This window comes from Vibrio sp. 10N.286.48.F5 (genome assembly GCF_041469785.1).
In the GTDB taxonomy this organism is placed as follows: Bacteria; Pseudomonadota; Gammaproteobacteria; order Enterobacterales; family Vibrionaceae; genus Vibrio; species Vibrio crassostreae_C.
The window spans coordinates 471,380-497,942 of the sequence record NZ_JBFRLG010000004.1 but is presented as its reverse complement, the minus strand read 5'-3'; the positions used below and the strand labels follow the sequence as shown (position 1 = coordinate 497,942).

The window sequence follows — 26,563 nt, the reverse complement described above, 5'->3', positions numbered from 1 at the left end:
AATGAAGAAGTTATTTATCCTACTATTTGTTGGCTTGGCAAGTGCTGTCAGTTTCCCGACCTTTGCGACGGAAGAGTTAGCTAACGTAGAAAACATCTCTAAAATAGCGAGCCTTGTGCGATGGAGCGGCGTGTTCTTCTCCATGATCGTTATTGCTGCGATGTGGTTATTGCTTAAGTTCATCAACTCGTTAGTGACCAGCTTTGGTAGTCAGTTCGTGCAATATCGAATGCTACTACAAAAACTGCAGTCGTTTACTCAGTTCTTCATCTATGTGAGCACCGGTCTTATCGTGTTCATGATGAGCTTTAGAATCAACGACCAAATACTGGCTTTGATTGGTGGTACCCTCGCCGTGTCAGTCGGCTTTGCGCTTAAAGATTTGGCAGCTTCATTCATCGCGGGCATCACGGTAATGATTGATAGACCCTTTCAAGTTGGTGACCGCGTCACGTTCGAAGGCAACTACGGAGATATCATTACCATCGGTTTGCGTTCAGTGCGAATGAGAACGCTGAACGATGACATCATTACCATTCCTAACAACAAGTTCTTAAATGAAGTGACCACCAGTGGTAACTACGGTGCGTTGGACATGCAGGTGGTGATTCCGTTTTACGTCGGTATGGATGAAGACATCACCCTAGCCCGTGACTTAATTCAAGAAGCTGCGTCTTCGAGTCGTTACATCCACTTACCGAAGCCTGTCACGGTTTTGGTTAAACAGACGATTACCGATAACTACCTAGCGATACAGCTAACCTGTAAGGCTTATGTTGTGGATACTGCGTATGAGAAGCTGTTTGAAACCGACATTACCCTGCGTGTGATGAAAGAGTTTAAGAAGCACAACATCAACCCACCGAAGATTTCAGTGGCAGCGCATTAGGCTTGATGCTTTTGACGTTAGTTTCTTATAGCAAATGACTAACCATAAATAAAAACACCTCCGAACTTATCTCAAGTGCGGAGGTGTTTTTTATGGGCTTTTTATCTTCAGCTCAGTTGTATTTAGGCTAAACCTTAAAGTATTTCAATTGCTCAGTAAGGTGCTCTGTGGTGTTCGCCATTTTCTGACTGTCTTCTGCGAGCGATTGTGAGGCCTGCAGCACTTCATTTGCAGCGAGTTGAGATTTGGTTTGCGATAGATTAGTAGTGCGGAATTTTCGTGCTTGGGCTAAAACGTTCGTGTAATAGCCCAAGCGCGTTAGAAATATTATCAGATGATAATATCAGTGAATGAGTTCTTAGAACTTATAGGTTTGATACAAGCAATTGAGGTGTCGCTTTCTGTTGAAGATAGATACTAAAGCAACTTCCCTTACCTACCTCAGATTCAACTCGGATCTCGCCGCCAGTTTGGCTCAAGATACTCTGAGATACTGACAACCCTAAGCCCGTGCCATCTCGTTTGGTGGTATAGAAAGGCGAGAAGATACGTTTCAGTTGTTCTTCCTTAATACCGCAGCCTTCATCTTGAACATGAACGATAGCGCCATGAGACACACCATTTTCAACCCAGTCTTCACTCGAAATGGTTAACGTGCCCTGACCGTCCATTGCATGAATCGCGTTCATTTGTAGGTTAACCAGAATCTGTAGCAATTGGTTTCGATTGACCTCGACTGAGGTTTTAGCGTTCAGCTGCGATACGTACACAATGCCTTTCTTCTTCGCACCTGTTTTTACGAGCGTAATACTTTCATCCACTATTGGGTTGATATGTTGCCACGTAATTTCGTCTTGTACGCCGCCGTGACGGCTGTATTGAAGCAGGCTTCGTGTGATATTTCGAATTCGGTCAATCTGCTCCATGATCGCGTGGACTTCCTCATCTACACGGCTCACTTCATCGCCCAGTTCAAACTTCATCAGTTCAACGTTGCCAAGAATCACGGCGGTTGGGTTATTGATCTCATGAGCAATACCTGCCGTTAATTCACCTAACGCGGCCAGTTTTTCATTGACCACCAGCTTATCTCTGGCTTGATTGAGAAGCTTGATGTGCAGTTCGAGTTCTTCAGTTTTCTCTTTCAAACTCGCGGTACGAGAATGCACTTTGCACTCAAGTTCAGACGCCGCTTGTTGAATCTCTTGATTGCGCTCGTGCAGTAGATCCAACATCTTGTCGAATTGTTTAGCGAGCAGTGTCAGTTCGTGTTGATCATCCAAACCTAGCGTACCAATTCGCTTGTCTTGCCCCATCTGGACTAGCTTGACGACCTTATGAATGCGTTCGATTGGGTTGAAAAGATCACGTGCGCCACGGTGAACGATCAAACCGGATGCCAACAACAGCAACACAATGGTAATGCTAATTTCGCCAAGGTTGGTCAAGTAGGTTTCTATCAACGGCCAAATCAAATAACCGGTGTAAAGCATGCCGATCACATTATTAAACTGGTCATGGATTGGTTGGTAAGCTGTGATGTACCAAGCATCGTAAACATACGCTCGATCTAGCCACTCTTTACCTTCATTCAAGACTTTCGAGTGAACCTCGTGAGAAACACGTGTACCAATGGCGCGCCCTACACTGTCTTCACTGCTCAAAGGCACGTTGGTGCTGACACGAAGATCATCAAGGAAGACCGTGACCGTACCAATATGACGATTAAAACCTTCTCGTTGTGGATAGATAAGGTTACTGATTTGGTCAACAAGTTGAGTACTGTTATTCAGTAAGATCCCACCATCCAGAAAACCAATCAAATGATCATGTTCATCTTTGATGGATACAACGGTTCGGCTTACCAATCCGCGAGTCTCGACCTCTTGCCCGTTGAGCATCGGAACTTCCGCTTTTTTAGCGAGGTCACGATCGAGATAATTGAGTTCATTACGGCTTAAGACACTGAAAAATGAAGGCTTGTGAGTTAAGTTTAGATATTCGAGTTTCTTTTCCATGCTCTCGACACTGCGCCAGCGCAGAAAATCGAGCTCATAGCGAGATTTGTTCTCAGACACCCAGCGAGTTAGCTCTTCGTGTGAAAGATCACTCGCGAGTTTGGTTCGAAAGTTATAAGACTCGGCGAACGCACGAACGTTGTATGCTTGCTGATTTTGGATCAGGTGAATACTGTTATCGGCAACATCCAAGCGTTCATCAACATCAATCAGAGCGCCCTGCCACGTGTAACGTATTGACCAATACAGTGTGATAGCCACAAGCGCGCACAAGGTCAGAATGATCGGAGCTGATGTTAGGAATAATAATCGGTAGCGAACCATGGTTTTGAATCGGAACGCCCACTTTGACCACCAACGACGTCTAATCGGCATATTCAGAGCCTTCTGTGTTCCAATCTTTGTACTTACGCTCTAGCGTTTTACGTGCGACGCCAAGATCTCTTGCAGCTGCCGATTTATTGCCATCATGAAAACTAACCAGCTGTTCTATATGAGATTTTTCTACTTCTTTGAGTGTCCAAGTGTTTGGATAACCCTCGGCAGCGTCTGCATTATTCAAGTTTGGCATTTCCGCACCATGTGACACCGTCACTGAAATGCTAGCGGGAACAGGATCACCATTAATCTCGCGCCAATAGTGTGCTGGTGGCTTGTCTAAAAGAATGCATCGTTCGACTAAGTTTTTAAGTTCACGAATATTTCCCGGCCATTCGTATTCGTTCAACGCCAAGATATCTTCATGTGCCCAATTTGGAACTGGCATGCCAAGCTCGCTCGATAAAAGACGAGTAAAGTATGGAACAAGTTCAATCAGGTCTGACGGGCGCTCTCTCAATGGCACCACATCAATCTTAAGTACATTGAGTCGGTAGAACAGATCGCGGCGGAAGTGCCCTTTATCGACCTCTTCTTGAAGATTTCGGTTGGTCGCCGCCACCACTCGTACGTCAACGGAAATTTCCTTTTCGTTACCGACTGGACGAATGGTTCTTTGCTCTAACACGCGTAGCAATGCAGCTTGCATTGGCAGTGGCATTTCACCAATTTCATCAAGGAACAAGGTGCCACCACTTGCGACTCGGAAAAGACCTTCACGGTTTTTCTTCGCACCAGTAAATGCGCCTGATGTATGTCCAAACAGTTCACTTTCTAGAAGCTCTGGAGCAATCGCACCACAGTTGATTGGCACAAATGGACCTGTGCGTTTACTGGCTTCATGTACACCACGAGCAACCAGCTCTTTGCCGGTACCCGACTCACCTTCTATCAAGACGGACGCTCGAGACGGTGCAAATTGACTGATCAGCAATTTAAGTTGTTTGGTCTTGTCTGAATTGCCAATCAGTTCAGTCTTGATATGACGACTCACATCACGCTTCAACGCGTACTGCATTCTTTGGTCGAGTCGCTTATCCATACAACGCAGAACCGCTTGTATCATCTGTTCGAGGTTGAACGGCTTAAGAATAAAATCTGAAGCACCAAGCTTAAGCGCGGATATGGTCATCTCTAGATCGGCATAACCCGTCATGAAAATCACATCGGCGCGTTTGTCGTTGTCGTTAAACGCCTCTTCCCACTCAATGCCAGAGCGGCCTGGTAGGTTGATATCAAGGACAATCAGATCAAAATGTTCGCTCGAACGCAGCGTTTCAGCCTCTTCAACCGATCCTGCGCTCGACACCTTGCCAAAGAACTTACCTAGTGCTTTCTTTAAGATAGCCTGCATACCCAATTCATCATCGACGACCAAAACGGAAAAGGCCTGATACTGAGTCAATGTGTTCGGGTTGAGATTGGATGCAGATGAACTAGGTAAAGACATAATGATTAGCCGGTGAGAAAAGTTGGGACAGAGTGTACCAATTAACCTTTTCTCCAACAGGGACAATGTGCGACATTTTGTCCTAGCTCATGTTTTGATTCATTTTAACGGGGTAAAAGACTCAGTTTTGTCCGAAATAACAGCAATTTAAAGAAATCTGATGCATTATTTGTTGGCATTAAGATTGCTTATAAGGTGTAGATTTCTAATTACAACAATTAGCGTCTTATTCACATGCCCTCTTTGAGCCCTTTAAAATTGAAGGCATGTCATTCATTTATAACAGAATGGACATAATAATAATGAAAGCAATTCCCCTAACTATTGCAGCTCTATCTATCGTCAGTTACACGGCTAGCAGCGCGGAAGACACCACTCATATTAAGTTGGCGACAACCACAAGTACTTATCACTCTGGTCTACTGGACTACTTATTGCCTGAGTTCGAAAAAGATTCTGGTATCAAGGTTGATGTTCTAGCTGCGGGTACCGGTAAATCACTTCGCATGGGCGAAAATGGTGATGTTGATTTGGTAATGACTCACGCACCAAAAGCTGAAGCGAATTTCGTAGAAAAAGGCTACGGCGTTTTACCTCGTAAGCTGATGTACAACGACTTTGTGATTGTGGGCCCTCAAAGTGACCCAGCAAAAATTGAATCTCAAAAAGCTGTAGCTGATGTATTCAAAGCAATCGCAACCAACAACGCGACGTTTGTGTCTCGTGGTGACGATTCAGGCACGCACAAGAAAGAGATGGGCATTTGGGCACAGACCAAAATGGAACCAAACTTTGGTGGCTACCGCAGTGTTGGTCAAGGCATGGGCCCTACTCTGAACATGGCGTCTGAAATGCAAGGCTACACCATGACAGACCGTGGCACATGGTTGGCTTACCAAAACAAACTGGATCTTAAAATCCTTTTCCAAGGTGACAAGAACCTATTCAACCCTTACCAAGTAATCCTTGTTAACCCAGAGCGCTACCCAAGCATTAACTACCAAGCAGCGAAAGTATTCAGTGATTGGTTGGTGAACCCTAAAGGTCAGAAACTGATTAACGACTTTAAACTGCATGGCAAACAGCTGTTTGTAGCGAGCGCAGAGTAGTTTTTCGTCAGCGTAGATTCGTTTATAACAAGCTGAGAATGGTTTGTTGTAAGTACTAATTCCAATTAGCACTACGTTTAACTAACCAGTTAACTGAAGCATTTAAAGAAACAATAGCTGGCCAATATAGGCTCAATAATATTGTGTCAGCTATGATTAACATCAGTCATTACCGATAAAGACCTATTATCGATTCACACGAGATACTTCATGACCCTATGGCAAACAACGATTGATGCAATGAACCTACTAGTGAGTTTTGACCACGAATTGTGGAAAATCGTCGCGGTATCTTTCAGCGTATCTTTGTCCGCCATCTCATTAGTGATTATTCCTGCAATCATCATGGCTTTCTTATTGGCTTATACCGAGTTCCCCGGGAAGTGGGCATTATTATCGGTGATCAACACCCTGCAAGCTATCCCAACCGTGGTTATCGGTTTGTTGATGTACATGATGCTCTCTCGCTCTGGCCCGTTAGGTGATTGGGAATTACTGTTCACCCAAAAGGCGATGATTCTAGGTCAAATGGTGATCTGTTTCCCAATCCTAGTCGCGATGATGCACGGCGCTCTGCAGGCCAGTGACCGCCGAGCGGTTGAAACGGCGCGCACGCTTGGCGTATCAACGACTCGTGTGGCGTGTACGTTAATTTGGGAAACGCGCTTCCCTCTTTTAGCTGCAACTATCGCTGCCTTCTCTCGTATCGTCACTGAGGTTGGTTGTTCAATGATGGTCGGTGGCAACATTATGGGGATGACAAGAAACATCCCAACAGCTATCGCTATGGAAAGCCACAAAGGCGCATTCGCTCAAGGCGTCGCCCTCGGTATGGTGTTATTAGCATTGGCATTAGCCCTTAACTTTTTCCTTTCCAGTGTGAGAGGAAAAGGCTATTTAAGAACTTAGGAACGCTGTCATGAGTATAAAAATAACAACGCAGCAAATTTCAATGCGCTACAAAGAGCGTGTTTTGTTCCATATTCCCGAATTGTCGATCGGCCCCAACGATGCCATTTATCTCAAAGGAGATAATGGTGTGGGTAAAACGACCCTACTTAAAATATTGTCTGGATTGATTCAGCCCAGCTCTGGCCGCATTCAGTCTCCGACACAAAGCTGGCAGCAGATCTTATTCCCTAGGCTCAAGTTCAAAGACATTATCTACCTGCATCAAACCCCCTATCTTTTTGATGGTTCGGTGTACCAAAATGTCGCTTATGGCATTCGCTTTAACAAAGAGAGCCAAAAAGATAAGCGAGCTCAAATAATTAATGCATTGAGAATGGTAGGTTTAGAAACCTTGGCAGATGAACACATTTCTGTGTTGTCTGGTGGTGAGCGTCAACGCGTAGCAATGGCTCGAGCTTGGATTCTTAAGCCTTCAATCTTGCTTATGGATGAACCAAGTGCTTCTTTAGACAAAGAATCTATTGAAAGATTGGTGATAATGGCCGAAGATCTTCTTCAAAGAGGCGCGAGTTTAGTCATCACCAGTCACCAAACTAACGCGTTAACCGATTTATGTAAGAAGCAGTGGTGGATCAAAGACAATACTTTGACCGAATCGCCGCTTCTGCAAGTTATTCAGAAAGATAAAGCACAAGAGAATATTTATGCTGCTTCCAACGCAAACTAGTTGGGTTATTTTGGCTGGCGGACAGGCCAGCCGCATGGGCGGAAAAGATAAAGGACTTGTTGAGCTCAACGGTTCTCCGCTTATTCAATACGTTATAAACAAGCTGTCACAGCAAGATGTCAGCATCACTATCAATGCCAACCGTAACTTAGACAGTTACCAAGCATTTGCTCCGGTTGTTTCCGATTCCTTCCCTGACTATCCAGGTCCATTGGGCGGCATTCATGCTGGCCTTAAAAACGCGAGTACAGACTGGGTCGGCTTTGTCCCTTGCGACAGCCCACAAATCAGTGACGACCTTGTTGAGCGTTTTTGTTCTGCAGTTAAAGAAGACAGCGACATTCTTGTCGCGCATGATGGCGAATTTAAGCAACCTGTATTCACCCTATTCCACAAACGTGTTCTACCAAAGTTAGAAGCGTTTTTGGAACGTGGTGATCGTAAAATCATCTTGCTATACAAAGAGTGTGTTACCGAATACGTTGATTTCAGCGATTCTCCTAACTGCTTTGTTAATCTCAACACGCCAGAAGAACTCACCCAATTCGGAACGCTTCAATAATGAAAGATTCTAAACAACGCCCTAACCTTCCTTTATTGGGCTTTGCTGCTTATAGCGGTACAGGCAAAACGACCGTACTTGAAGCCCTGCTTCCTCTGTTGACTGATGCGGGTTTAAAAGTTGGCGTGTTAAAACATGCTCACCACGATTTTGATGTCGATAAGCCGGGTAAAGACAGTTACCGCTTACGTAAAGCGGGCGCGAACCAAATGTTGATTGCTTCTCGTAATCGTCACGTGATGATGACAGAAACACCAGAAGCCGAAGCAGATTTTTATTACCTGCTGACTCGATTTGATACCAACACGCTTGATCTGATTTTGGTTGAAGGCTGTAAGAACATCGCCTTCCCTAAAATTGAACTGCACCGAGATGAAGTGGGCAAACCTTGGTTATATCCAAACGATAACAACATTATTGCTATCGCGGCAGGCAGCCAAGTTGAATCAGAGCTGCCACAAATGGCGATCAGCGACTTAGAAGCGATTCGTGATTTCATCATCGATTACGCGCAGTCCTTTGACCTTGTCTCTACAACAGGCAGAGCCGTGTCATGCTCACCTTCAAAAGACGCAGCGCCAGCTGTTTGTTGTGATTCGTTCTCTCCTGCAGGTTTAACCGTTACTCAAGGCCAACAAAAGATTGTTGATAGCATTGACGCACTCGATCTCACAGAGAGTGTTGAATTACTGCAAGGCTACGGCCGCGTGCTGGCTGAAGATGTGATTTCGCCAATCAACGTTCCTCAGAATACCAACTCTGCAATGGACGGTTATGCAATTCGTAGTGAAGATCTAGAATTGGACAGTTACAACATCGTTGCTGAAGTCATGGCGGGTCACAGCTACGAGCAAATCGTGCAACAAGGTGAAGCCGTTAAAATCATGACCGGCGCACCAATGCCAGAAGGCGTTGATGTTGTCGTGATGCGTGAACAAGCCGTCCAAGATGGCGATAAAGTTAGCTTCCCTGATGCTAAAATCTCGGTTGGACAAAATGTCCGTATGGCAGGTGAAGATTTAGAAATCGGCCAACCTGTCTTTACACGTGGCACACGCATTGAAGCGCCAGAAATGGGCATGATGGCGTCGTTAGGTTTTAGTACCTGCCCTGTTCTGCGTAAAGTGAAAGTGGGTGTGTTCTCTACGGGTGATGAAGTTCAAGCGCCGGGTCACGAGCAAAAACCAAACTCTATCTATGACTCAAATCGTTTTACTATTATCGGCATGCTTCAAAAGCTCGGCTGTGACATCGTCGATTACGGCATCATTGAAGATGATGAGCAGAAGATGATGGATGTGCTGCATTCTGCGTCGCTTGAAACCGATATGGTTTTGACTTCTGGTGGTGTGTCTGTTGGTGATGCGGATTACATCAAGCTTGCGTTAGATAAACTGGGTGAAATCAACTTCTGGCGTATCAACATGCGTCCAGGTCGCCCATTGGCTTACGGTAAGATTGAGAACAAGCCGTTCTTTGGTTTACCGGGTAACCCTGTTGCTGTGATGGTGTCGTTCATTAACTTTGTTGAGCCTGCGATCCGCAAGCTTCAAGGTCAAACGAACTGGACACCAGTAAAAGCAAATGCTGTAGCAACTGAACAACTGCGCTCACGCCAAGGCCGTACTGAATTTAGCCGTGGTGTGTTCTCGATGAATGAATCTGGCGTGCTTGAAGTGAAAACAACGGGCAAGCAAGGGTCAGGTATTCTGCGTTCAATGAGTGAAGCGAACTGCTTAATCGAAATCTCTCCAGCAGTTGATACTGTGAAAGTTGGCGAGACAGTGACGATCATTCCTCTGCAAGGTCGTGTTTGATTCAAAGCTCAAACACCTAAATTGACTTAGCTGCTTTTTAATTGACTTAGAAGCTCATTGCTAAGACATAGACGAAGCCCCTTCTATCGAGCTTTCGATGTTAAGGGGCTTTTTGTTCTTTTCGTTTCGTGAAAGACAACCTGTTCGTTGCCTAAAAGACAAATAGCTTAAATTACGCTAAACGTTAGAACGATAATCTTAAGATTTCTTATCATAACCTTGAGCCACGTACTGTTTTTATGTAGAGTGCGCGCAAAGTAATAATTCTATTGGAGAGCATCATGGCTCGTACCATTCTGTACACTTACAAAGACGAAGACAAAGAGTTACTGTTTTCGAAACAAGAACACCGCACGATCCAAGAAGCTGTAGCTGCAGCCGAAGGTATCGACATCACTGAGTACCTAAAAACTGAGCAACAGCTTGAGTTTATTTCTGATACTAAAGCGGTTCGTAACTACCAAGACAACTATTTCCGCAAGCTTGGCTTTACTAAGCTTACGTTGAAGCAAAAAGACAACCTTGGTGTTGGTAAAAAGAAGAAGTAAGCCCTCTGGCTTCTTTTTCTCGTTCTGTAGTTTCTTGCTTTTCGTTTGCACTTGAGAGCTAAGAAGTTAAGAGCTAAAGAAACGGAAACACCGAACAATAAAAAATGCCGCAACCTCTTTTGAGATTGCGGCATTTTTATTTATGCTTTTAACTATCTAACCTTAATTAGCTTAACGGTAAGTAATGATTACTTAATGTTAAGGAATGCTGCGCCACGAACGCCACCTGAATCACCGTGCTTCGCTTTGATGATCTTTGGACATTTCGCTACAGACAATAGGTATTTAGGAACACGCTTTGGCATCTCTTCGTAGATAAGTTCGAAGTTTGAAAGTCCACCACCTAGTGCTACAACATGCGGGTCAAGTGCAGTAAATAGGTTTGCGAAACAGATAGCCAATAGTTCCATGAAACGGTCAACGTGTTCAGCTGCTTTTGCTTCGCCTTCGTTGTACGCTTGGATGATTTCAATCGCTTTCTTTTTCTCACCGAAGTAGTGCTCATAAATCAGTTCAAAGCCGCGACCAGATAGGTAGCTGTCTAAACAACCTTTCTTGCCACAACCACAGCCTAGTAACGGTGCGTTGTCGCCAAGGTGGAACCATGCATCAATAGGAAGACGCATATGGCCGAGCTCGCCAGCAACGTGGTTACGTCCTGAAAATACTTTGCCATCAAAAACCAAACCACCACCAAAACCAGTACCTAGAATTAGGCCAGCTACTGATGGTTCATCTTTCAATTCATCATCCCACGCTTCAGACAGCGCAAAACAGTTCGCATCGTTCTCGATTTTAACACTACGACCAATCAGCGCTTCTAAGTCTTTGCGTAATGGCTTACCTGTTGAAGCCGGTACGTTAACAACAAGCATAGTGCCGTCGTCCGCATCTTCCATGCCTGGAAGACCAAGGCCAATTTTGCCTTCGCAAGAGAATTCGCTATCGTATTTTTTTACCAAACCGGCAATCGTATCAAGTAGCAGTTGATAATCTTCAGTAGGCGTTGGTACGCGTTCGGTTGCTACTCGCTCAAGTTTTTCATTGAACGCACCAAACTCAATTTTTGTGCCGCCAACATCAAAGCCGTAATACATGAAATCTCTCCAATTTTTCCCTAAATTCGGGCAAATAAAATTTTTAAATTAAACAACTAGGAAGCATTATCCATAACACTCCCCCTACAAACCGTGATAGATAACAAACTTATCTCGTGTTCGAATCTGTTTGAACAACAAGTCAGCACAAAGCGGTTAAAGGTTAGAGTGACGTCTCACTTTTAGTATGCTCTATGAAAGCATTCAGGCTTGGTTTGGTTGGATCGGACTTATAACGCGTCTTACTCAACATGTAGCTTTCACGAAATGCTTCAAACCATAGCTGTAAAGTCTTAGCGCCCTGTTCTTCACCGGCTTGTTTCAAAACTAAGCTCGCTACTTCGGCCGTTGATAGATGTTGTTCGTTGTCTGACTTACGCATCATGTATTGAGAAACCGATTCCGGCTCAATCGACAACACCGGTAAATCTTGCAGATACTCTGAGCGACGGAAGATACGTCGTGCTTCGCGCCAACTGCCATCAATGAAAATCAGCAATAGTGTTTTGTTTGGGTCACGCATTTGTGGCAGATCTTGAACTACGCGCGTTTTGTCGTCGGTATAGTCTTCAGGGAATACGATCACAGGTTGGTATTTGTCATCTTTGAGGACATCCAACATCTCTTGATTTGGCTCAGTACGATGCCAAAGGTAGGCGTAACTGTCTTTAACCGTATCAACAATCAAACGGCCGGTATTACTTGGCTTTAAGATTTCGTTGTCTGACAAGATCAACATAGTCGCGACGTTCGTATCAACGTTAGGTTGATGCTCACAGATACAGCTGTCTTGTTTGATTTTGCAGAATTCACATCGCACGACTTTACACCCGCGCGCATTAAACGGTTTGGTAGCAATGGATAAACGATGTTGATATAAACGGTGAAAAGCGTGGATTCTCATGGACAATAACGATAACTCTAGAAAAGTGGCACGATTGTACTTACAGTGTCCTTAGAATGATAGAAGGAATTCCCATGCAAGACCCATCACTGCTTCGCCTTGTTTGTTTTATTGTCGTTTTTGGATTGTGTGCGCTTTGGGAATACCGTTTTCCGCGTAAAACACTGACTCAAAACAAGTGGTTTCGTTGGGGAAACAACTTTGCGCTGGTCGCTTTGAACAGCTTTCTATTAGCCACTCTGATTCCTATTGCAGCATTCCAAGCGGCGGTCATTGCGCAAGAAAACCAATGGGGTCTGTTCAATACCCTGTCACTTCCGAAAGAACTCACCATTCTGGTCTGCGTATTACTGTTAGATTGCGCCATTTACCTGCAGCACTTGGTGTTTCACCGTGTTCCTTGGTTGTGGAAGCTACATCGAGTTCACCATGCGGACCTAGATATTGATGTCACAACCGGAACGCGCTTTCACCCTATTGAGATGATTCTTTCAATGCTCATCAAAGTGAGTTTGGTGATCGCACTTGGTGTGCCTGTCATTGCGGTCGTGATATTTGAAATTGTTCTTAATGCGAGTGCGATGTTTAACCACAGTAATGCACGTCTTCCGCTATGGTTCGATAAACGATTGAGAAAAGTGGTTGTGACACCAGACATGCACCGCGTTCATCACTCAGTCATTGTTAAGGAAACGCACTCAAACTTTGGCTTCTTTTTATCAGTGTGGGACATCTGGTTTAAGACTTACCGCGCCCAACCCAAGCTTGGTCATGACAAGGTGCATATTGGTGTTCCCGAGATTCAAGATGGTAAAGAGCAACGGCTAGATTTAATGTTACGTCAGCCATTTGCACGATTCCCGACAACGAAAGATTAAGTTCGAATTCAGTTGAGTCTCAAGCTTATATTGAGACCAACCTTAGCTTAATACCAAAGTTATCTTAATCCGAAAACAAAACGCCCTTAGATTCTTGTGAGAACTTAAGGGCGCTTCTGTATCGATAGTCGTTATAAGCGTAGTTAATGATTAAGTACTGCTAGTGCTTAAACTCTTTCGCACACTAGCTTAACTATCACGCTCGTCTATTTCAGCACGTACTTATGAAGCATGGCTTGTTGGTGCCCTGCTATCTCTCCGACTTGCTCTGAACTCTCGATCATAGATTCAAGTTGCAGCTTAGTATTCTCGCCCTGCTCAGATACTCGAGTGATTGAATGGGTAACATCGACAGTTGCACGAGCTTGTTCTTCGGTAGCCACCATGATTTGCTCAACACGCCCTTTGATCTGGCTAACCGCAAATTCGATTTTCTCGAAGGCTTGTCTTACATCGCCACTGGTTTCCAGTGCATTGGCCATCTCACTTCTCGATTCCGTTACAGAAGCACGTGAGCGATCTGCTGCCGCTACTAGTTCGTTCATCATGCTACGAATATTGGTGGTTTGCTGGGATGTGCCGCTCGCCAATTTACGCACTTCGTCTGCAACTACCGCAAAACCTCGACCTTGTTCACCTGCTCGCGCCGCTTCTATCGCAGCGTTCAGTGCCAATAAGTTGGTGTTTTCAGCGATACCACTGATCATGTCGACCATTTCACGAATCTGTTTCACTCGACCATCCAAGTCAGCCATCGACTCTTCACTCATGCTAAGAGAGTGCTCAAGTGCTTGTAATCGTTGTTGGTTAAGGCCAACCACTTGGCTGCCATTCACTGACTCATCTTCTGCTATTTGAGCATCGTCGTTCGATGCGTTAGAGATACGAGCAATCTCACCAATCGATGCTTCCAGCTCCGTAATGGTGGTGATCATATTCTGAAGTGATTCGTTCTGCTCGTTCAAGCTCGAATTGGTTTGCTCTGCAGCGTCGTGGCTTACTTCTGCCGTTTGATAAAGCGTCTCACAGTTGCGCGTTACTAAACGAACCGAATCTGCGGTTGAATCAACGACCGTATTGAGTTTTGAAGTAATAACTTGCAGCTCTAGCGGCCCCAGTAATTCACTCTGTTTAGAGAAGTCATGATCTGCCAGTGAACTCAACTGTTGAGTTATGTTTTTAAGCCCTTTATTCATCCAACGGCGTAACACGAACCATGAAATCACAATGATTACGGCAATCACTAGCCCGCTGATAAACAACACACGATCAATATTGGTGATGGTTTGATTTACAACCAGTTCACTTTCATCAATCAGGTGGGAAGCGGTGGAAGACAGCTGATTCAATGTGCTAATGACGGTGTTCGCTAAGTTAATGACTTGCGTTAAGTTTTGCTCTTGCTGCTGAACCAGTTCGAGTTTCAAGAGGATCTGTTTGATCACGCCTTCTTCGGTAAAGCCTTCTTTCACCATCTCGTAAGGCGCCGTCAAGCTCGCGAACTCAACGATGTCTGGATGCCAATCGGCAAAATCGCTGTAAGCCAAGTTAAGGCCTGCGATTCGGTTTCTCAATTGACGGTATTCGTCTTGTGCTTTATCAATGTCAGGTTGCATCATCAACATCAAGAAGGTGTTCGCCATAGCAGACGCACTGGATGTGAATCGGTTCGCTGCATCGCTCGCTTCTGGGTTGTCTTCAACCAAGAATGAGCTGATTCGATTCATTTCTGGTCCGATAGATCCAACGCCATAACGGAACTCGCCCATTTTACTGTCGATCAGATTTTGCTTACTTTGAATTTCGATCTGTGCCAGCAGTACCGTGTTGGTCATGGTTTGCAGTTGCGCCATGTCATCGACAAGGTTTTGTTGTTGCTCTAAAGAGATTGCATCAGGAAAAGATTGGGAGATAAAAAGGAGTTCCTCTAGCGTGGTATTGCTCTCTGTAGCGAGTTGGTCAATTGAGCCCCTTGTGGCATTCAGTGTATCTAAGTCGGTTGATTGGGTGCTGTAAGTGAGAAGTTTTACTTGTTCTAATACGCTTTGCGTTAATTCGGCGTTATGTAGAGCAAGGGGTAATGCTTGTTCCGAGAGTGCATCAAAATGTCCCCCGACCCGTTCAACGCCCCGAATGCTAACCATTGATAAAAAAGTAACAAGTAAAAGAATGGAAATAAATACAGCAGTGACGGTTTGAATGAGCGAGAATGTATAACGTGAGGGTTTTATTGATAAATTTGTGTCGGGCATGTGAAATCCAGTTTGACTACGAAAAGAGATATCCTTAAGTTAGGTCGTATACTAGAAGTCCTTGATGACGTTTTTATTTCAGTTTTTTGTCAGAAGAGTTACATATGAAAATCAGAAAAATGGCTGTAGTTACAATAACTTTAGCAACATTGGCTGCTTGTAGCTCGTCACCTTCGCCTTCTCAGCTTAGTCAAACCGCACAGAAACCCCTATCAAAGTCAGAACAATTGACTACAAACGCTTATATGAGCGTGTATGAACAGTGGAAAGGCGTGCCATACCATTTCGGTGGGACCTCATTTCGAGGTATAGATTGCTCTGCTTTTGTTCAAATCGCCGTGCAAAATGCGACTCAACAAGCTCTACCAAGAACCACAAAAGACCAGAGTAAAAAGGGAAAAGAAATTGCGTATGGGCAGGCAACAAGCGGTGACTTGGTGTTTTTCAAGACTTCGATGACGGTGCGACATGTAGGCATTTATTTAGGAAACAACCAATTTCTACATGCCTCGACATCGAAAGGTGTCATTATTTCTAGGTTAGATAACCCTTACTGGGCATCCAAGTTTTGGCACTTTAGGCGTTTATAGCGGTTCGAAAGATAAACCGCTGAGCGAGGTAACTCTAGAAAGATACGACTTAAACGCCCGTTGTTATTATGCTGATTAATTACGACGATAAATGAGCAAACAAACCGTTAATCGTATTTAGCAACAGCAGTATCAAACAGGTTCTTCACTAACGCGATGTACTCATCGAGGAATACAATTTGTTCGTTAGTCGCTTTCTTAGCCCACACACCCGCTAATACTTCACCAAGATCCGCTACTACGGCATCTGCTTCTTTCAAAAGTTGAAAACGAACGCTCGAATGCAACTCTGGGTTTTGCTCGAAAATAGCCATGATGTTTGTTGAAATCATGTCGGTAACAATGTCTTCGACACTTTCGTTTCCAGTATCACCATTACTATTGGTAAACACATCAAGGTTGAATGATAGGTGCTCGATTAAAGCCAAATAGCCATCGGTTTCTACAACCACAATAATTCTCCGTTTTAAGCTCTAGAGCAGATTAATACGTACTTGCCTAATACTATGTAAATGAAGCTATTTGTCATCACTTTATTGCCCAAAACCACATTTAAATGATCCTAGTTAGTATTTCAGCTTAAAATTAAATCGATATAGCTTTATGTGGTATACCTGCCTACTTACGACATAAGTAAATTCACGCTAAAGAAGTGTAAGACAAACTTTGAAGCAAAGTATTGCGCCAGTTAACAATAGCCCTTTCAACTTACTCTAAAAGCTCATTTGATTTAGTCGCTAGACAATAACAAGCTCAAACCTCTTTTCCAGTTTGTGGCGTTCAAAACCGTTTCGATTGTGAGACCAGTTCCAAACTATTTCATCACGTCAGGTTTTCAATTTATGTTTGTATTTCAAAGAGCTTGAATCAGTTCGAGTTCACAATTCGGCCAATTGATTCTACGTAAGATGAAGAAGAGCTAAGAACATTGACGAGTGCGTCTATAAATTGTTCAGATTTATCCTAAACTATTGCTATTAAACAAACAGTATTTCTAACCTTCAATCTTTTTAACTTTCAGTCTTTGAGGATTTCCTATGTGGCAGGCCATTTCTCAACAACTTTCAGATACTCTTCTATTTAACTTTCAGATTACTGAACGTACCAAGGTTTCTGGTGGCGACATTAACGATTGCTATATGATCAGCGATGGTAATGAGCGTTACTTTGTGAAAGTGAATCAGCGAGAATTTTTACCTAAGTTTGAAATTGAAGCTGAGAACTTACGCTTGTTAAGAGAAACCTCCACTGTTTACGTTCCTGAGTTGGTGCTTATTGGCAAAACCAAAGAGTGCTCGTTCATTATTCTGAATTACTTGCCGACCAAACCGCTCGAGACGGGCAACAATAGCTTCGATTTCGGCGTTCAGCTTGCGCGGCTTCATCAATGGGGCGAGCAAAAAGAGTTTGGTTGCGACCAAGACAACTATATCGGCAGCACACTTCAACCCAACCCTTGGCATAAGAAATGGGGTCGCTTTTTCTCTGAGCAACGCATTGGTTTCCAACTGCAACTGCTCAAAGAGAAAGGCATCGAGTTTGGTGATATCGATGACATCGTTGATGTGGTGAATATGCGTCTTGCTGGCCACAACCCTCGCCCTTCTTTGCTTCATGGGGATCTTTGGAATGGCAATGTAGCAAATTCAGCCTTTGGGCCAATCTGTTACGACCCGGCTTGTTACTGGGGGGACCATGAATGCGATTTGGCATTAACGGAATTGTTTGAAGGTTTCCCTAAAGAGTTTTATGAAGGTTACCAGAGCGTCAATCCACTCGACGTTGGCTATACTGATCGGAAAGACATTTACAACTTGTACCATCTTCTTAACCACTGCAATCAATTTGGCGGCGAATATTTAGCACACACTGAAGCATGCATTCAGAAGATACAGGCCGTTTAATACCAATTACAGCTGTTTATAACCGAATACGATTGGTATCAGTTACTGTGAGGAGAATTTGCCATGCATAAATACACAGAGAAACATGTCTCCTGTCCGCATTGTGGGCACGGTATTAACATCACGCTTGATGCATCTAATGGTAGCCAAGACTTCTATGATGATTGTCCAGCGTGTTGCAATGCCATTCATTTGGATATGCAGGTTGACGAAGTAAGAGACAGAATCAACCTTTCGATTGATGCCGATGATGAACAAGTATTCTGACAATCAGTTTCTCGTTTAAACCATGATCAAAAAAGAGCACCTCACGTGCTCTTTTTTAATTTGGTCATCGGTGTGATTTTATTGCCACCGATTAAATGCGCTTAGTGGCTATTTCTGGTTCGCTAATACACGCTCGACAGTATCAACAATCGCTTGTGTTTGAGGATCAAACTCAATGTTTACTTGGTCGCCTACTTCACGGCCGCCAAACAGAGTACGATTCAGTGTTTCTGGGATCAGGTGAACAGAGAAACGGTTCTCTTCCACTTCACCAATCGTCAATGAACAACCATCAACGCCGATGTAACCCTTACTCAGCACATACTTCATTGATTCTTGAGGCAGCTCAAACCAAAGCGTACGGTTGTTTTCTGTTTTAATCACATCGACTAGGTTAGCCATCAGAGTAATGTGGCCAGACATGCTATGCCCGCCAATTTCGTCACCAAACTTTGCTGCACGCTCAACATTCACTTTGTCACCAACATTCAGTTGGCCTAAGTTCGTCAATCGCAATGTCGCTTGCATTAAATCAAAAGCAATCTGGTTACCTGAAATTTCCGTTACCGTTAAGCAACAACCGTTATGAGCTACTGAAGCACCAATGGCTAATCCTTCAACCATTTCATCGCTTAGCTCAATGGTATGACTTTGAAACGACTCTTTTTTGTTGATAGCAACCAGTGTTGCCATGCCTTGAACGATACCTGTAAACATAAGATTCCTATTTAGTATTCTAGGGCGTGTTGACCTTTCGCGGTTAAATTTTGTTCGGATGGGGACGCCTAGTCAAAAACGTTTTAATCGCGGCGAGGGGGAAGTAGCCTAGCATCCTAAGCAAATCTCCCTCAACAAAGAGTAAAACGCTTTTTGCGGGGGCGCCCAGCTCGAACCCTTCGGGCGGCGTTTGCTGGTCATTTTTACTACGTTATCGGCTTCTCATGTAGGCTAGCTACACATCAAAGCCGCTGCCATGTATAAAGGCCCAGCAACTCGCTGCAAAAATCAGCTCGAAAGATCAACACGCCCTAATAACAGTTTTTCATAGCAGTTATTGTGACATTTCTTTATGATTCGTCCAGTGGAAGCTTAAGATCATTGTCTCTGATTCCTTCAGAATGTCCTTTCCTACACTATTATTCTAATTTTCCCTCTTATTTGGAGTTGTTTGTGCATCGTTACAAAGAAGAATCCTCGAATCTAATCAAACTTGCGACCCCAGTATTGATCGCATCTGTTGCACAAACTGGAATGGGGTTTGTTGATACCGTAATGGCCGGTGGCGTAAGTGCTATCGATATGGCGGCGGTTTCTATTGCAGCAAGTATCTGGCTACCATCAATCTTATTTGGTGTCGGTCTATTGATGGCGTTGGTTCCTGTCGTTGCACAACTGAATGGTTCTGGTCGACAAGTCAAAATTCCATTTGAGATTCAACAAGGTGCTTTTTTAGCACTCGTCATTTCCCTTCCAATCATTGGCGTCCTGTTCCAGACGCAATTGATATTGGAGTGGATGGACATTGAACAACTCATGGCGGAAAAGACCATCGGCTATATGAATGCGGTGATGTTTGCTGTACCTGCATTTTTGTTGTTCCAAACATTGCGAAGCTTTACGGATGGTATGTCTTTAACTAAGCCTGCGATGGTGATTGGTTTTATTGGTTTGCTATTAAACATCCCGCTTAACTGGATGTTCGTATACGGAAAACTTGGTGCTCCTGCTCTGGGCGGTGTTGGCTGTGGCGTTGCAACGGCTATCGTATATTGGGTGATGTTTGCACTACTGTTCGCTTACGTTTTAACATCAAAGCGTTTGGCGAAAATCAACATCTTCGGTACGTTCCATAAACCGCAACTTAAAGCTCAAATTCGTCTGTTTAGACTTGGTTTCCCTGTGGCGGCCGCTATCTTCTTCGAGGTAACTCTGTTTGCGGTGGTTTCTCTGTTAGTTGCACCATTGGGTTCATTGATTGTTGCCGCGCACCAAGTCGCGATCAACTTCTCTTCGCTGGTCTTCATGATTCCAATGAGTATCGGTGCAGCCGTGAGTATTCGTGTTGGCCATAAGTTGGGCGAAAACAACACCGAAGGCGCTAAGATAGCGACACACGTGGGTATCATTGTTGGTTTAGTGACAGCCTTAATGACAGCGGCGTTAACTGTCCTGTTCAGAGAACAGGTTGCATTACTTTACACAGAGAACACCGCGGTAATTACCGTTGCAATGCAGTTGCTGTTGTTCGCGGCGGTTTACCAATGCACCGACGCCATCCAAGTTATCGCTGCAGGTGCTCTGCGTGGCTACAAAGACATGCGTTCAATCTTCAACATTACCTTCGTAGCTTACTGGTTGCTTGGTCTTCCTATCGGCTACATCTTAGGAATGAAAGATTGGATTGTTGAACCTATGGGCGCACACGGTTTCTGGATTGGTTTCATTATCGGTCTAACGTCAGCAGCGATTATGCTAGGTATGCGCTTACACTGGATGCACAAGCAGGATGATGACGTACAGTTAGAATTTAGTTCTCGTTAGATTCGCACTCGCTAAGTCGGTCTATCTGATTTCGAACACAAAAAGGAGCTCTGATTTTCAGGGCTCTTTTTCGTTTAATGGTCAGGTAGATCGCATCTGCCTTAGTATTCACTCTTCTCTCGAACAAAGCGCGCAAACTTGGGTTTTCCGTTTTGAGTAAAACCATTGTAGCGAAAGGTAATACGGCTGCCGATCTCTGGCGGTGCGAGTCTCATTTGGTCACTGAACCCGCTGCCTATATAAAATTCCACACCCTCTTCTGTGTGAACCAAAATTGACCCCATCATCCCTTTGTACTTCCCTGTCCCGCTCTTGTAGCCAATAACTGTGGCTTCGGCATCGTGATGCCTTTTGAGCTTTAACAGGTCATTACTTCGGCCTGCTTGATAACGACTGGTGATCTTTCTAAGCATCAAACCTTCGCCATTACGCTCATCGACATTATCAAGTTGATGAAATAAAGCCTCTTCACTGTGAATTGGTACATGTTCTATGTAGCTGACATGAGATTCTCCAATCACGCTTACCCAATGCAAAATGTTGTAATAGCGCTTTTGGTAATCTCCTGCGGCGCCTGGCATATCAAACAGCATGAAATCGATTTGGCGCCATGCTGTGTCACTCGGCGTATGGTCGAGAACGGTAGATTGAACGAGATGGAACTTGCCCCTTCCTGCCCACAACTCTCCTTCGAGATGGACCTTAGGCAAGTTTTCAGTAAACCACTTGGGTGAGTAAATGCGATTACCATTGCGTGTATAAAGATGTTGTCCGTCCCAAAGAGCCCGAATCCCATCAAGCTTTTCACTCTTCCAGTATTCAGAAACATCAATGCCTTGTTGGTATGTATTGGCCAGTACCAAATGGTCGGGAGGTAAATAGGATGAATGAGAAGAAAGCGAACACGCCCATAGAGTTGCTATCGCCAATTTAGTTAATCTCATCATCTGCTCCGTATTGATATCTGTAGTAGTCAACAAACGCCTTTAATCCTAAGCGTTCTGACACGTAGGTAGACAACCTTTGCTAGAAGATGCGATCCACTCATCAACCTTATCTAACCTTTTCATTTATTCATTAAATTAGTGATCTATAACTCTCATATATTCCGCCGTTTTTAGTTCTCATATTGAGAAACGTCTTTTCTCAATTTGAGATAGGAATTCGTACTAAACATAACTTATTGAAAAATAACAACATAAAAGTTGGCACATTCAGTGCAGTTGTCCATACATACTTAAAAGGAGATATCGCTATGGAACTACGTAAGATTGATTTAAACACAACGACACTGATACTTTCTATTTTCGGTGATCTGGATGCAGCAGGCAGTCGTGATGCACAAACCGACATCGATGATGTGATTTCTAACGATGGCCACCCTGAAATCGAAGTTGATTTTAGCCAAGTTGAGTTTTTAGATTCATCTGGGGTTGGCGCAATTGTTTATATGTTCAAACGTCTGACTGAACGCGAGCGCAATATGCGACTTGAAAATGTGACGGGGCAACCGCTTGAAATTATGAGCTTGCTGCGTATTGGCCACGCTATCCCAGTAAATTCAAAAAATCCTGCAAATTCATGAAGAACCACTAAGCTAGAAGTAACAAAAAATAATAAGAAAAATTAGAAACATAGGACGTTGGCATGAAAATACTGAAAAACTACATAGCCCTTTCTCTGTCCGCTCTCGTTCTGGGTGGCTGTACTAGCTATCCTGAACAAGGCACAGGGGGTTTGGCTGAAAGTTACGATTCTATTAACTATCAAAACTCAGACTTCTCTCCTGTCATGCCAGACGAGCCTCTTGGTCCAGAACATGGATTACGCTTTGATTGGCAGCTTGCTAAATTGCACCTTGATGCCTTGATCCAAGAAGGCGCTCGTTGGTGCTTCCCCGCTGCTGTTGTTCAAGCAATCGAAAAGCAAAATCGTATTGCTCGTGAACTTCAAGGCGGTCTACTACTGGATGCAGCCAACGACTTAGTGATCCAAAGAAAACGCCTAAATGAACTTGAGGTCCAACTGGATTACGTAACTTCACAAGCCCGCTGTGAGCCACCAAAAAATGAAAATCAATTTAGAATGCAACTGTCGGTTATTGAACAGTTGTATGACCTGCTTAATGTTGACAACCAATTTGCGGAAAACTCGACTGAAGTAAATCCTAAATATATGGGAAGACTGGCCGAGGCGACCACTTTACTTAAAGAACACAAATCCCTAGACCTTGTTGTTACCGGCCATGCTGATGCAACGGGTGCCGAAGAATACAACGACAAGTTAGCACTTGGACGAGCGAAACAAGTCGAACGCTACCTGACTATTTTTGGACTAGGCGCTCAACGAATCAAAGCCGTCTCTGTTGGCGAAACCGTCCCTCTTTTTGAAGGTGAATCCGACGGCACGCGTTTAACGAACCGCCGAGTAAGTATTGAAATTGTCTCGCCTAAGAATGCCGAGAAAATGGGAGGTGGATTATGAAATCCTTGATCGCTTTTATCATCACCCTATCGTTATGCTTTGCGAATGTCGTCAATGCTAACGATGAGTTTTCAGACGCGGTTCAAGTCGGTGACCTTATCCAAGTTAACGTACCCGGTGAAAGTACCTTAAACACGGGGTTCCAAGTGGATAAGCGTGGCCGTATTACCCTTCCTGAAGTAGGCGCTGTGTTTGTTGCGGGTTACGACAGCGAACAGCTTAACAAAGTCGTTCTAGAGTCGCTGGCAACCGCTTACAAAGATCTTTCGAACGCTTCAGTGTATGTAAAAGAGCAGCAAATCATCATCTACGTGCAAGGTTATGTAGAACAGCCTGGCGAATACACGCTCTCATTAGGTTCTAGCATCCAAATGGCACTTTACGCTGCGGGTGGTTTACGCCCGGGCGCGCAACTGGATAAGCTGATTCTTAAGCGAGGCGCAGATAAGAAAGAGTTTAACTACAAACGATTCCTTGATTCAGGAGACGAGTCAGCATTACCTACTCTTCAATCACTGGATTCACTATTCGTTCCAGCTTCTCCACTGGTTGGTAATATTGAACAAGAATTTGATCCTGCTAAGCTCGCCAACTCGGGTGACAGCGCGGATTCAAGAAGTTCAATTAAAGTCTTCGGTGAGGTAAACGCACCTGGTTCATTCACTTATAAAGAAAACACCGATCTCGTTGATGTCTTAATGCGCTCTGGCGGCGTCACTCGCTACGCCAGTGTCGAACAAATCCGCGTCATCTCAAACAATACTCCAACGCTATTCAACCTTAAGCGCTACCTTGATTCTGGTGACGAAAGTCTACTGCCAGTGCTACGCCCAGGCTCAACCATTTTTGTGCCAAAACAGGAAGAAGAAATCAAATCTGGTGCGAACATGGTTTATGTAATGGGCGAAGTGGCAGCACCTGGTGCCTTTGAAGGTAAAAAAGGCGCGACCTTTATGGATATCTTGGCGAATGCGGGCGGCCCAACTCGATTTGCAGAGTCACGACAAATCCGTGTTATCAAAGCAGATGGCAGAGTGCTTAAATTCGATTTAGCGGCTTACACTGAAGGCTTACCTAACTCTAACCCTCCTAGCATCAAAGCTGGTGACGCGATTTTCGTTCCCGAGAAAAACGACATGAACGAGAAGTCTTGGTTGAAAATCACGCCAGACAGAGCAGTTAACGTGATTGGTGAGGTGAATCGACCTGGTCGTATTGAATGGTCAGATGAAATGAATTTCATGGGATTATTGGCACACGTCGGTGGCCCTACGCTACGCGCTGACACATCGAAAATCGAAGTTGTTACTGGTAGAAAGCTAGTTGTGTTTAACCTTGATGATTTTATTCGAAATGGTGCGCCACGTGACCAAATGCCACAAATTCGAGCGGGCTCTATCGTGCGTGTTCACGACTTGCCACAAGATCCTTCAGACAATAAATCACAATGGGTTCGTCAAAGCTCTGATGCTTCGATCTACATCTTTGGACAAGTGAATGCACCCGGTCGTTACCGCTTCACCAAAGACATGCACTTCCTTGATATCTTGTCTGCGGCTGACGGTCCAACAAAGGATGCCGACATCCACAACGTTCGAGTAACGCATCGTGACAAAACCTATTCGCAAGTAAGCAAACTTAACTTATCACTGTACTTTGAAACCGGTGACGAATCGTTACTGCCAAACGTAACCACTGGCGACACGATTTACATCCCAGAGAAAGGCAAAAACTGGTTAGATACACCGAAAGAAGAAACCGTTCGTGTGCTTGGTGCGATTAACAATCCGGGGCGTTATGTGTTCAACGACAACATGACCATTCTAGATATTCTGGCAGAAGCAGCAGGACCTACCGACAATGCTTATGTAGAAAAAATTACCATCGTCAATATGTCTTGCTGCCAAGGTCAGGCTCGTACTTTTGACCTTGTTGAATTCAGCAAAACGGCGAACATTTACAACTTGCCGGTGCTACGCGCTGGTGACACGATTTACATCCCAGACCGTCGCGAAAGCTTTATTGAAAAAGCACGCGTCGGACTTGATGACATACTGCGTATCACCACCACCATCGTATTAATAGGAGCTTTATAATGACAATTTCAGCGACCCATGCCGAAGTCGAGCAACTGTATTTAGCTTCTGAACTTAACGGCCAAAAATCAATATGCGTCACCGCCTGCCATTCAGGTGACGGCGTAACATCTATTGCAACCGCATTAGCCGAGCGTTTTCTTCTTGCGGGTCATTCAACGCTTTATGTTGATCTCAACTTATTCAACCCTGCTTTCAAAGATTTGAATATGCTAGAAGATAATCAGCAAGGTCAACTGATAGAACATGTTGAATCTCAGCGTACGTTTATCGGTGTCCCTGCTCCACAAGTTGCTTCAACGCAATTGGCTTATAAAGATCCGACAACGTTACAAAACGTGGTCAACAAATGGTTAGAGAAATACGACAGAGTCATCATTGATACCTCACCGCTTCTCAACATAAACAAAGGCAACATTCCGGCTCAGTCTGTGGCGAGTGCTTGTGACAGCACATTGATGGTTGTCGCCTATGGTGAAACGTCGAGTCACCACCTAGAACAAGCGAAAAAGCTGCTTGATGCACAAAGTATCAACCTAATGGGCTGCGTGATGAACATGAAACAAAAGCCTAGCTTTGCACAAGAGATGGTCAGACAAATCAATCGAATGAAATTCATCCCCGCTAAGCTTCGCGATAGCTTGGCAAACAAGCTGTATCAAAATGAGTTTTTGAACCTTCCGATGTAACTTTCTTTTGCTACTTTCTGGCTGTCATTAAACCATGACAGCCACCTATCCTATTAGACTTCAAGCTCCAAAAGCTCTGAATAACTCAAAACCAAATTGGGTATTTTTGGCGAAGTTATTATTAAAAATAAGATTTTAAAAACCATTCAACGCATTTCACACACATCAATCATGGTCTTACCCCCTTTAAATTCCTTCAAAAATCAACAGCCCCACACCTAACTTTAGCGGTAATGTGACACAGGCGGTTAAAGTGCCATGTAAATCGCATCAAAGATGGAATTCGTACGATTATTCCCTAAGATTATAAATAGAGGTGGTTTTTGACGAATTTGTAATAGTTTGACAAAGTTATCCGATGGCTGTTGAAACACAGTGGATGAATTGGCAAATCACACTTCACTGACTTTGCACGTTTATCTATTCAAACTTCACCCATCCCTCCTTCTGC

At 44.2% G+C, this 26,563-nt stretch carries 24 protein-coding genes; 16 read left to right on the top strand and 8 right to left on the bottom strand.

Annotation, left to right across the window (positions count from 1 at the left end):
* The first annotated feature begins 1 nt into the window (after window position 1).
* A complete protein-coding gene (locus tag AB4185_RS05050) occupies window positions 2-889 on the top strand; it encodes a mechanosensitive ion channel family protein (RefSeq protein WP_017063876.1) in 888 nt (295 codons plus the stop codon).
* A gap of 365 nt (window positions 890-1,254) precedes the next feature.
* On the opposite strand, the gene AB4185_RS05045 is transcribed toward AB4185_RS05050, so the two are convergent.
* Together AB4185_RS05045 and AB4185_RS05040 are read right to left on the bottom strand one after the other, a co-directional pair.
* A complete protein-coding gene (locus AB4185_RS05045; RefSeq protein WP_372135026.1) occupies window positions 1,255-3,282 on the bottom strand; it encodes a cache domain-containing protein in 2,028 nt (675 codons plus the stop codon).
* Window positions 3,272-4,735, bottom strand: coding sequence for a sigma-54 dependent transcriptional regulator (locus tag AB4185_RS05040; RefSeq protein ID WP_065584417.1), 1,464 nt, complete (start codon window positions 4,733-4,735; stop codon window positions 3,272-3,274). The genes AB4185_RS05045 and AB4185_RS05040 overlap by 11 nt, the downstream gene beginning before the upstream one ends.
* Before the next feature lie 302 nt (window positions 4,736-5,037).
* On the opposite strand from AB4185_RS05040, the gene AB4185_RS05035 reads away from it, so the two are divergent.
* The 6 genes from AB4185_RS05035 (at window position 5,038) to AB4185_RS05010 (ending at window position 10,410) form a co-directional block, all read left to right on the top strand.
* A complete protein-coding gene (locus tag AB4185_RS05035; RefSeq protein ID WP_017068185.1) occupies window positions 5,038-5,844 on the top strand; it encodes a substrate-binding domain-containing protein in 807 nt (268 codons plus the stop codon).
* Window positions 5,845-6,054: 210 nt separating this feature from the next.
* Window positions 6,055-6,753, top strand: a complete 699-nt coding sequence (locus AB4185_RS05030; RefSeq protein ID WP_102428859.1) for an ABC transporter permease — start codon at window positions 6,055-6,057, stop codon at window positions 6,751-6,753.
* A gap of 10 nt (window positions 6,754-6,763) precedes the next feature.
* A complete protein-coding gene (locus tag AB4185_RS05025) occupies window positions 6,764-7,483 on the top strand; it encodes an energy-coupling factor ABC transporter ATP-binding protein (protein ID WP_004733775.1) in 720 nt (239 codons plus the stop codon).
* Window positions 7,461-8,045 (top strand): molybdenum cofactor guanylyltransferase MobA, encoded by a 585-nt coding sequence (mobA, locus tag AB4185_RS05020; RefSeq protein ID WP_004733776.1) that lies wholly within the window; start codon window positions 7,461-7,463, stop codon window positions 8,043-8,045. The genes AB4185_RS05025 and mobA overlap by 23 nt, the downstream gene beginning before the upstream one ends.
* The gene (locus AB4185_RS05015) at window positions 8,045-9,862 is read left to right on the top strand and encodes a bifunctional molybdopterin-guanine dinucleotide biosynthesis adaptor protein MobB/molybdopterin molybdotransferase MoeA (RefSeq protein WP_372135024.1); all 1,818 of its coding nucleotides are present in this window, start codon (window positions 8,045-8,047) and stop codon (window positions 9,860-9,862) included. Before mobA ends, AB4185_RS05015 begins: the two co-directional genes overlap by 1 nt.
* A gap of 281 nt (window positions 9,863-10,143) precedes the next feature.
* On the top strand, window positions 10,144-10,410 hold the full coding sequence (locus AB4185_RS05010) for a DUF2960 family protein (protein ID WP_004733780.1): 267 nt from the start codon (window positions 10,144-10,146) through the stop codon (window positions 10,408-10,410).
* Between the two features lie 188 nt (window positions 10,411-10,598).
* Here the strand turns inward: AB4185_RS05010 and nagK are convergent, their stop codons facing one another.
* Window positions 10,599-11,507, bottom strand: coding sequence for an N-acetylglucosamine kinase (nagK, locus tag AB4185_RS05005; RefSeq protein WP_004733781.1), 909 nt, complete (start codon window positions 11,505-11,507; stop codon window positions 10,599-10,601).
* A 163-nt stretch (window positions 11,508-11,670) separates the two neighbouring features.
* Entirely contained in the window at window positions 11,671-12,417 is a 747-nt protein-coding gene (locus tag AB4185_RS05000) for a tRNA-uridine aminocarboxypropyltransferase (protein WP_017080483.1), read from the bottom strand.
* A gap of 68 nt (window positions 12,418-12,485) precedes the next feature.
* On the opposite strand from AB4185_RS05000, the gene AB4185_RS04995 reads away from it, so the two are divergent.
* Entirely contained in the window at window positions 12,486-13,289 is an 804-nt protein-coding gene (locus AB4185_RS04995; RefSeq protein WP_372135022.1) for a sterol desaturase family protein, read from the top strand.
* A 206-nt stretch (window positions 13,290-13,495) separates the two neighbouring features.
* On the opposite strand, the gene AB4185_RS04990 is transcribed toward AB4185_RS04995, so the two are convergent.
* Window positions 13,496-15,541 carry a methyl-accepting chemotaxis protein gene (locus AB4185_RS04990; RefSeq protein ID WP_372102743.1) on the bottom strand — a complete coding sequence of 682 codons (2,046 nt, stop codon included), beginning with the start codon at window positions 15,539-15,541 and terminating at the stop codon, window positions 13,496-13,498.
* Between the two features lie 104 nt (window positions 15,542-15,645).
* On the opposite strand from AB4185_RS04990, the gene AB4185_RS04985 reads away from it, so the two are divergent.
* The gene (locus tag AB4185_RS04985; protein WP_372135020.1) at window positions 15,646-16,131 is read left to right on the top strand and encodes a C40 family peptidase; all 486 of its coding nucleotides are present in this window, start codon (window positions 15,646-15,648) and stop codon (window positions 16,129-16,131) included.
* Between the two features lie 107 nt (window positions 16,132-16,238).
* Here the strand turns inward: AB4185_RS04985 and AB4185_RS04980 are convergent, their stop codons facing one another.
* Window positions 16,239-16,583: a DUF3802 family protein gene (locus AB4185_RS04980; RefSeq protein WP_010440912.1), complete on the bottom strand. Its 345-nt coding sequence runs from the start codon at window positions 16,581-16,583 to the stop codon at window positions 16,239-16,241.
* A gap of 585 nt (window positions 16,584-17,168) precedes the next feature.
* Here AB4185_RS04980 and AB4185_RS04975 point away from each other — a divergent pair.
* Together AB4185_RS04975 and AB4185_RS04970 are read left to right on the top strand one after the other, a co-directional pair.
* Complete coding sequence (locus AB4185_RS04975; protein WP_017059601.1) at window positions 17,169-18,035, top strand: fructosamine kinase family protein; 867 nt, start codon at window positions 17,169-17,171, stop codon at window positions 18,033-18,035.
* A 63-nt stretch (window positions 18,036-18,098) separates the two neighbouring features.
* The gene (locus AB4185_RS04970; RefSeq protein WP_017059600.1) at window positions 18,099-18,302 is read left to right on the top strand and encodes a CPXCG motif-containing cysteine-rich protein; all 204 of its coding nucleotides are present in this window, start codon (window positions 18,099-18,101) and stop codon (window positions 18,300-18,302) included.
* Between the two features lie 108 nt (window positions 18,303-18,410).
* Here AB4185_RS04970 and AB4185_RS04965 read toward each other — a convergent pair whose 3' ends face one another.
* Complete coding sequence (locus AB4185_RS04965; RefSeq protein WP_102333328.1) at window positions 18,411-19,019, bottom strand: riboflavin synthase subunit alpha; 609 nt, start codon at window positions 19,017-19,019, stop codon at window positions 18,411-18,413.
* A gap of 453 nt (window positions 19,020-19,472) precedes the next feature.
* On the opposite strand from AB4185_RS04965, the gene AB4185_RS04960 reads away from it, so the two are divergent.
* Window positions 19,473-20,843: an MATE family efflux transporter gene (locus AB4185_RS04960; RefSeq protein ID WP_136974276.1), complete on the top strand. Its 1,371-nt coding sequence runs from the start codon at window positions 19,473-19,475 to the stop codon at window positions 20,841-20,843.
* A gap of 101 nt (window positions 20,844-20,944) precedes the next feature.
* On the opposite strand, the gene AB4185_RS04955 is transcribed toward AB4185_RS04960, so the two are convergent.
* The gene (locus tag AB4185_RS04955; RefSeq protein WP_372135074.1) at window positions 20,945-21,787 is read right to left on the bottom strand and encodes a DNA ligase; all 843 of its coding nucleotides are present in this window, start codon (window positions 21,785-21,787) and stop codon (window positions 20,945-20,947) included.
* Between the two features lie 311 nt (window positions 21,788-22,098).
* Here AB4185_RS04955 and AB4185_RS04950 point away from each other — a divergent pair, with 311 nt between their 5' ends.
* From AB4185_RS04950 to AB4185_RS04935, 4 genes are all read left to right on the top strand, one after another.
* Entirely contained in the window at window positions 22,099-22,428 is a 330-nt protein-coding gene (locus AB4185_RS04950; RefSeq protein WP_102333326.1) for an STAS domain-containing protein, read from the top strand.
* A 62-nt stretch (window positions 22,429-22,490) separates the two neighbouring features.
* On the top strand, window positions 22,491-23,327 hold the full coding sequence (locus tag AB4185_RS04945; RefSeq protein WP_017067078.1) for an OmpA family protein: 837 nt from the start codon (window positions 22,491-22,493) through the stop codon (window positions 23,325-23,327).
* Window positions 23,324-25,423: an SLBB domain-containing protein gene (locus AB4185_RS04940; RefSeq protein ID WP_372135018.1), complete on the top strand. Its 2,100-nt coding sequence runs from the start codon at window positions 23,324-23,326 to the stop codon at window positions 25,421-25,423. Before AB4185_RS04945 ends, AB4185_RS04940 begins: the two co-directional genes overlap by 4 nt.
* Window positions 25,423-26,112, top strand: coding sequence for a tyrosine-protein kinase family protein (locus AB4185_RS04935; protein WP_017059593.1), 690 nt, complete (start codon window positions 25,423-25,425; stop codon window positions 26,110-26,112). The genes AB4185_RS04940 and AB4185_RS04935 overlap by 1 nt, the downstream gene beginning before the upstream one ends.
* The last annotated feature ends 451 nt before the right edge of the window (window positions 26,113-26,563 follow it).

Coding starts and splice junctions, on each gene's coding strand:
- AB4185_RS05015 (WP_372135024.1), top strand. CDS start 8,045: ATGAAAGATTCTAAACAACGCCCTAACCTTCCTTTATTGGGCTTTGCT.
- nagK (WP_004733781.1), bottom strand. CDS start 11,507: ATGTATTACGGCTTTGATGTTGGCGGCACAAAAATTGAGTTTGGTGCG.
- AB4185_RS04970 (WP_017059600.1), top strand. CDS start 18,099: ATGCATAAATACACAGAGAAACATGTCTCCTGTCCGCATTGTGGGCAC.
- AB4185_RS04985 (WP_372135020.1), top strand. CDS start 15,646: ATGAAAATCAGAAAAATGGCTGTAGTTACAATAACTTTAGCAACATTG.
- AB4185_RS04990 (WP_372102743.1), bottom strand. CDS start 15,541: ATGCCCGACACAAATTTATCAATAAAACCCTCACGTTATACATTCTCG.
- AB4185_RS04940 (WP_372135018.1), top strand. CDS start 23,324: ATGAAATCCTTGATCGCTTTTATCATCACCCTATCGTTATGCTTTGCG.
- AB4185_RS04935 (WP_017059593.1), top strand. CDS start 25,423: ATGACAATTTCAGCGACCCATGCCGAAGTCGAGCAACTGTATTTAGCT.
- AB4185_RS05030 (WP_102428859.1), top strand. CDS start 6,055: ATGACCCTATGGCAAACAACGATTGATGCAATGAACCTACTAGTGAGT.
- AB4185_RS05035 (WP_017068185.1), top strand. CDS start 5,038: ATGAAAGCAATTCCCCTAACTATTGCAGCTCTATCTATCGTCAGTTAC.
- AB4185_RS04955 (WP_372135074.1), bottom strand. CDS start 21,787: ATGAGATTAACTAAATTGGCGATAGCAACTCTATGGGCGTGTTCGCTT.
- AB4185_RS05050 (WP_017063876.1), top strand. CDS start 2: ATGAAGAAGTTATTTATCCTACTATTTGTTGGCTTGGCAAGTGCTGTC.
- AB4185_RS04945 (WP_017067078.1), top strand. CDS start 22,491: ATGAAAATACTGAAAAACTACATAGCCCTTTCTCTGTCCGCTCTCGTT.
- AB4185_RS04950 (WP_102333326.1), top strand. CDS start 22,099: ATGGAACTACGTAAGATTGATTTAAACACAACGACACTGATACTTTCT.
- AB4185_RS05025 (WP_004733775.1), top strand. CDS start 6,764: ATGAGTATAAAAATAACAACGCAGCAAATTTCAATGCGCTACAAAGAG.
- mobA (WP_004733776.1), top strand. CDS start 7,461: ATGCTGCTTCCAACGCAAACTAGTTGGGTTATTTTGGCTGGCGGACAG.
- AB4185_RS04975 (WP_017059601.1), top strand. CDS start 17,169: ATGTGGCAGGCCATTTCTCAACAACTTTCAGATACTCTTCTATTTAAC.
- AB4185_RS05045 (WP_372135026.1), bottom strand. CDS start 3,282: ATGCCGATTAGACGTCGTTGGTGGTCAAAGTGGGCGTTCCGATTCAAA.
- AB4185_RS05010 (WP_004733780.1), top strand. CDS start 10,144: ATGGCTCGTACCATTCTGTACACTTACAAAGACGAAGACAAAGAGTTA.
- AB4185_RS05040 (WP_065584417.1), bottom strand. CDS start 4,735: ATGTCTTTACCTAGTTCATCTGCATCCAATCTCAACCCGAACACATTG.
- AB4185_RS04965 (WP_102333328.1), bottom strand. CDS start 19,019: ATGTTTACAGGTATCGTTCAAGGCATGGCAACACTGGTTGCTATCAAC.
- AB4185_RS04995 (WP_372135022.1), top strand. CDS start 12,486: ATGCAAGACCCATCACTGCTTCGCCTTGTTTGTTTTATTGTCGTTTTT.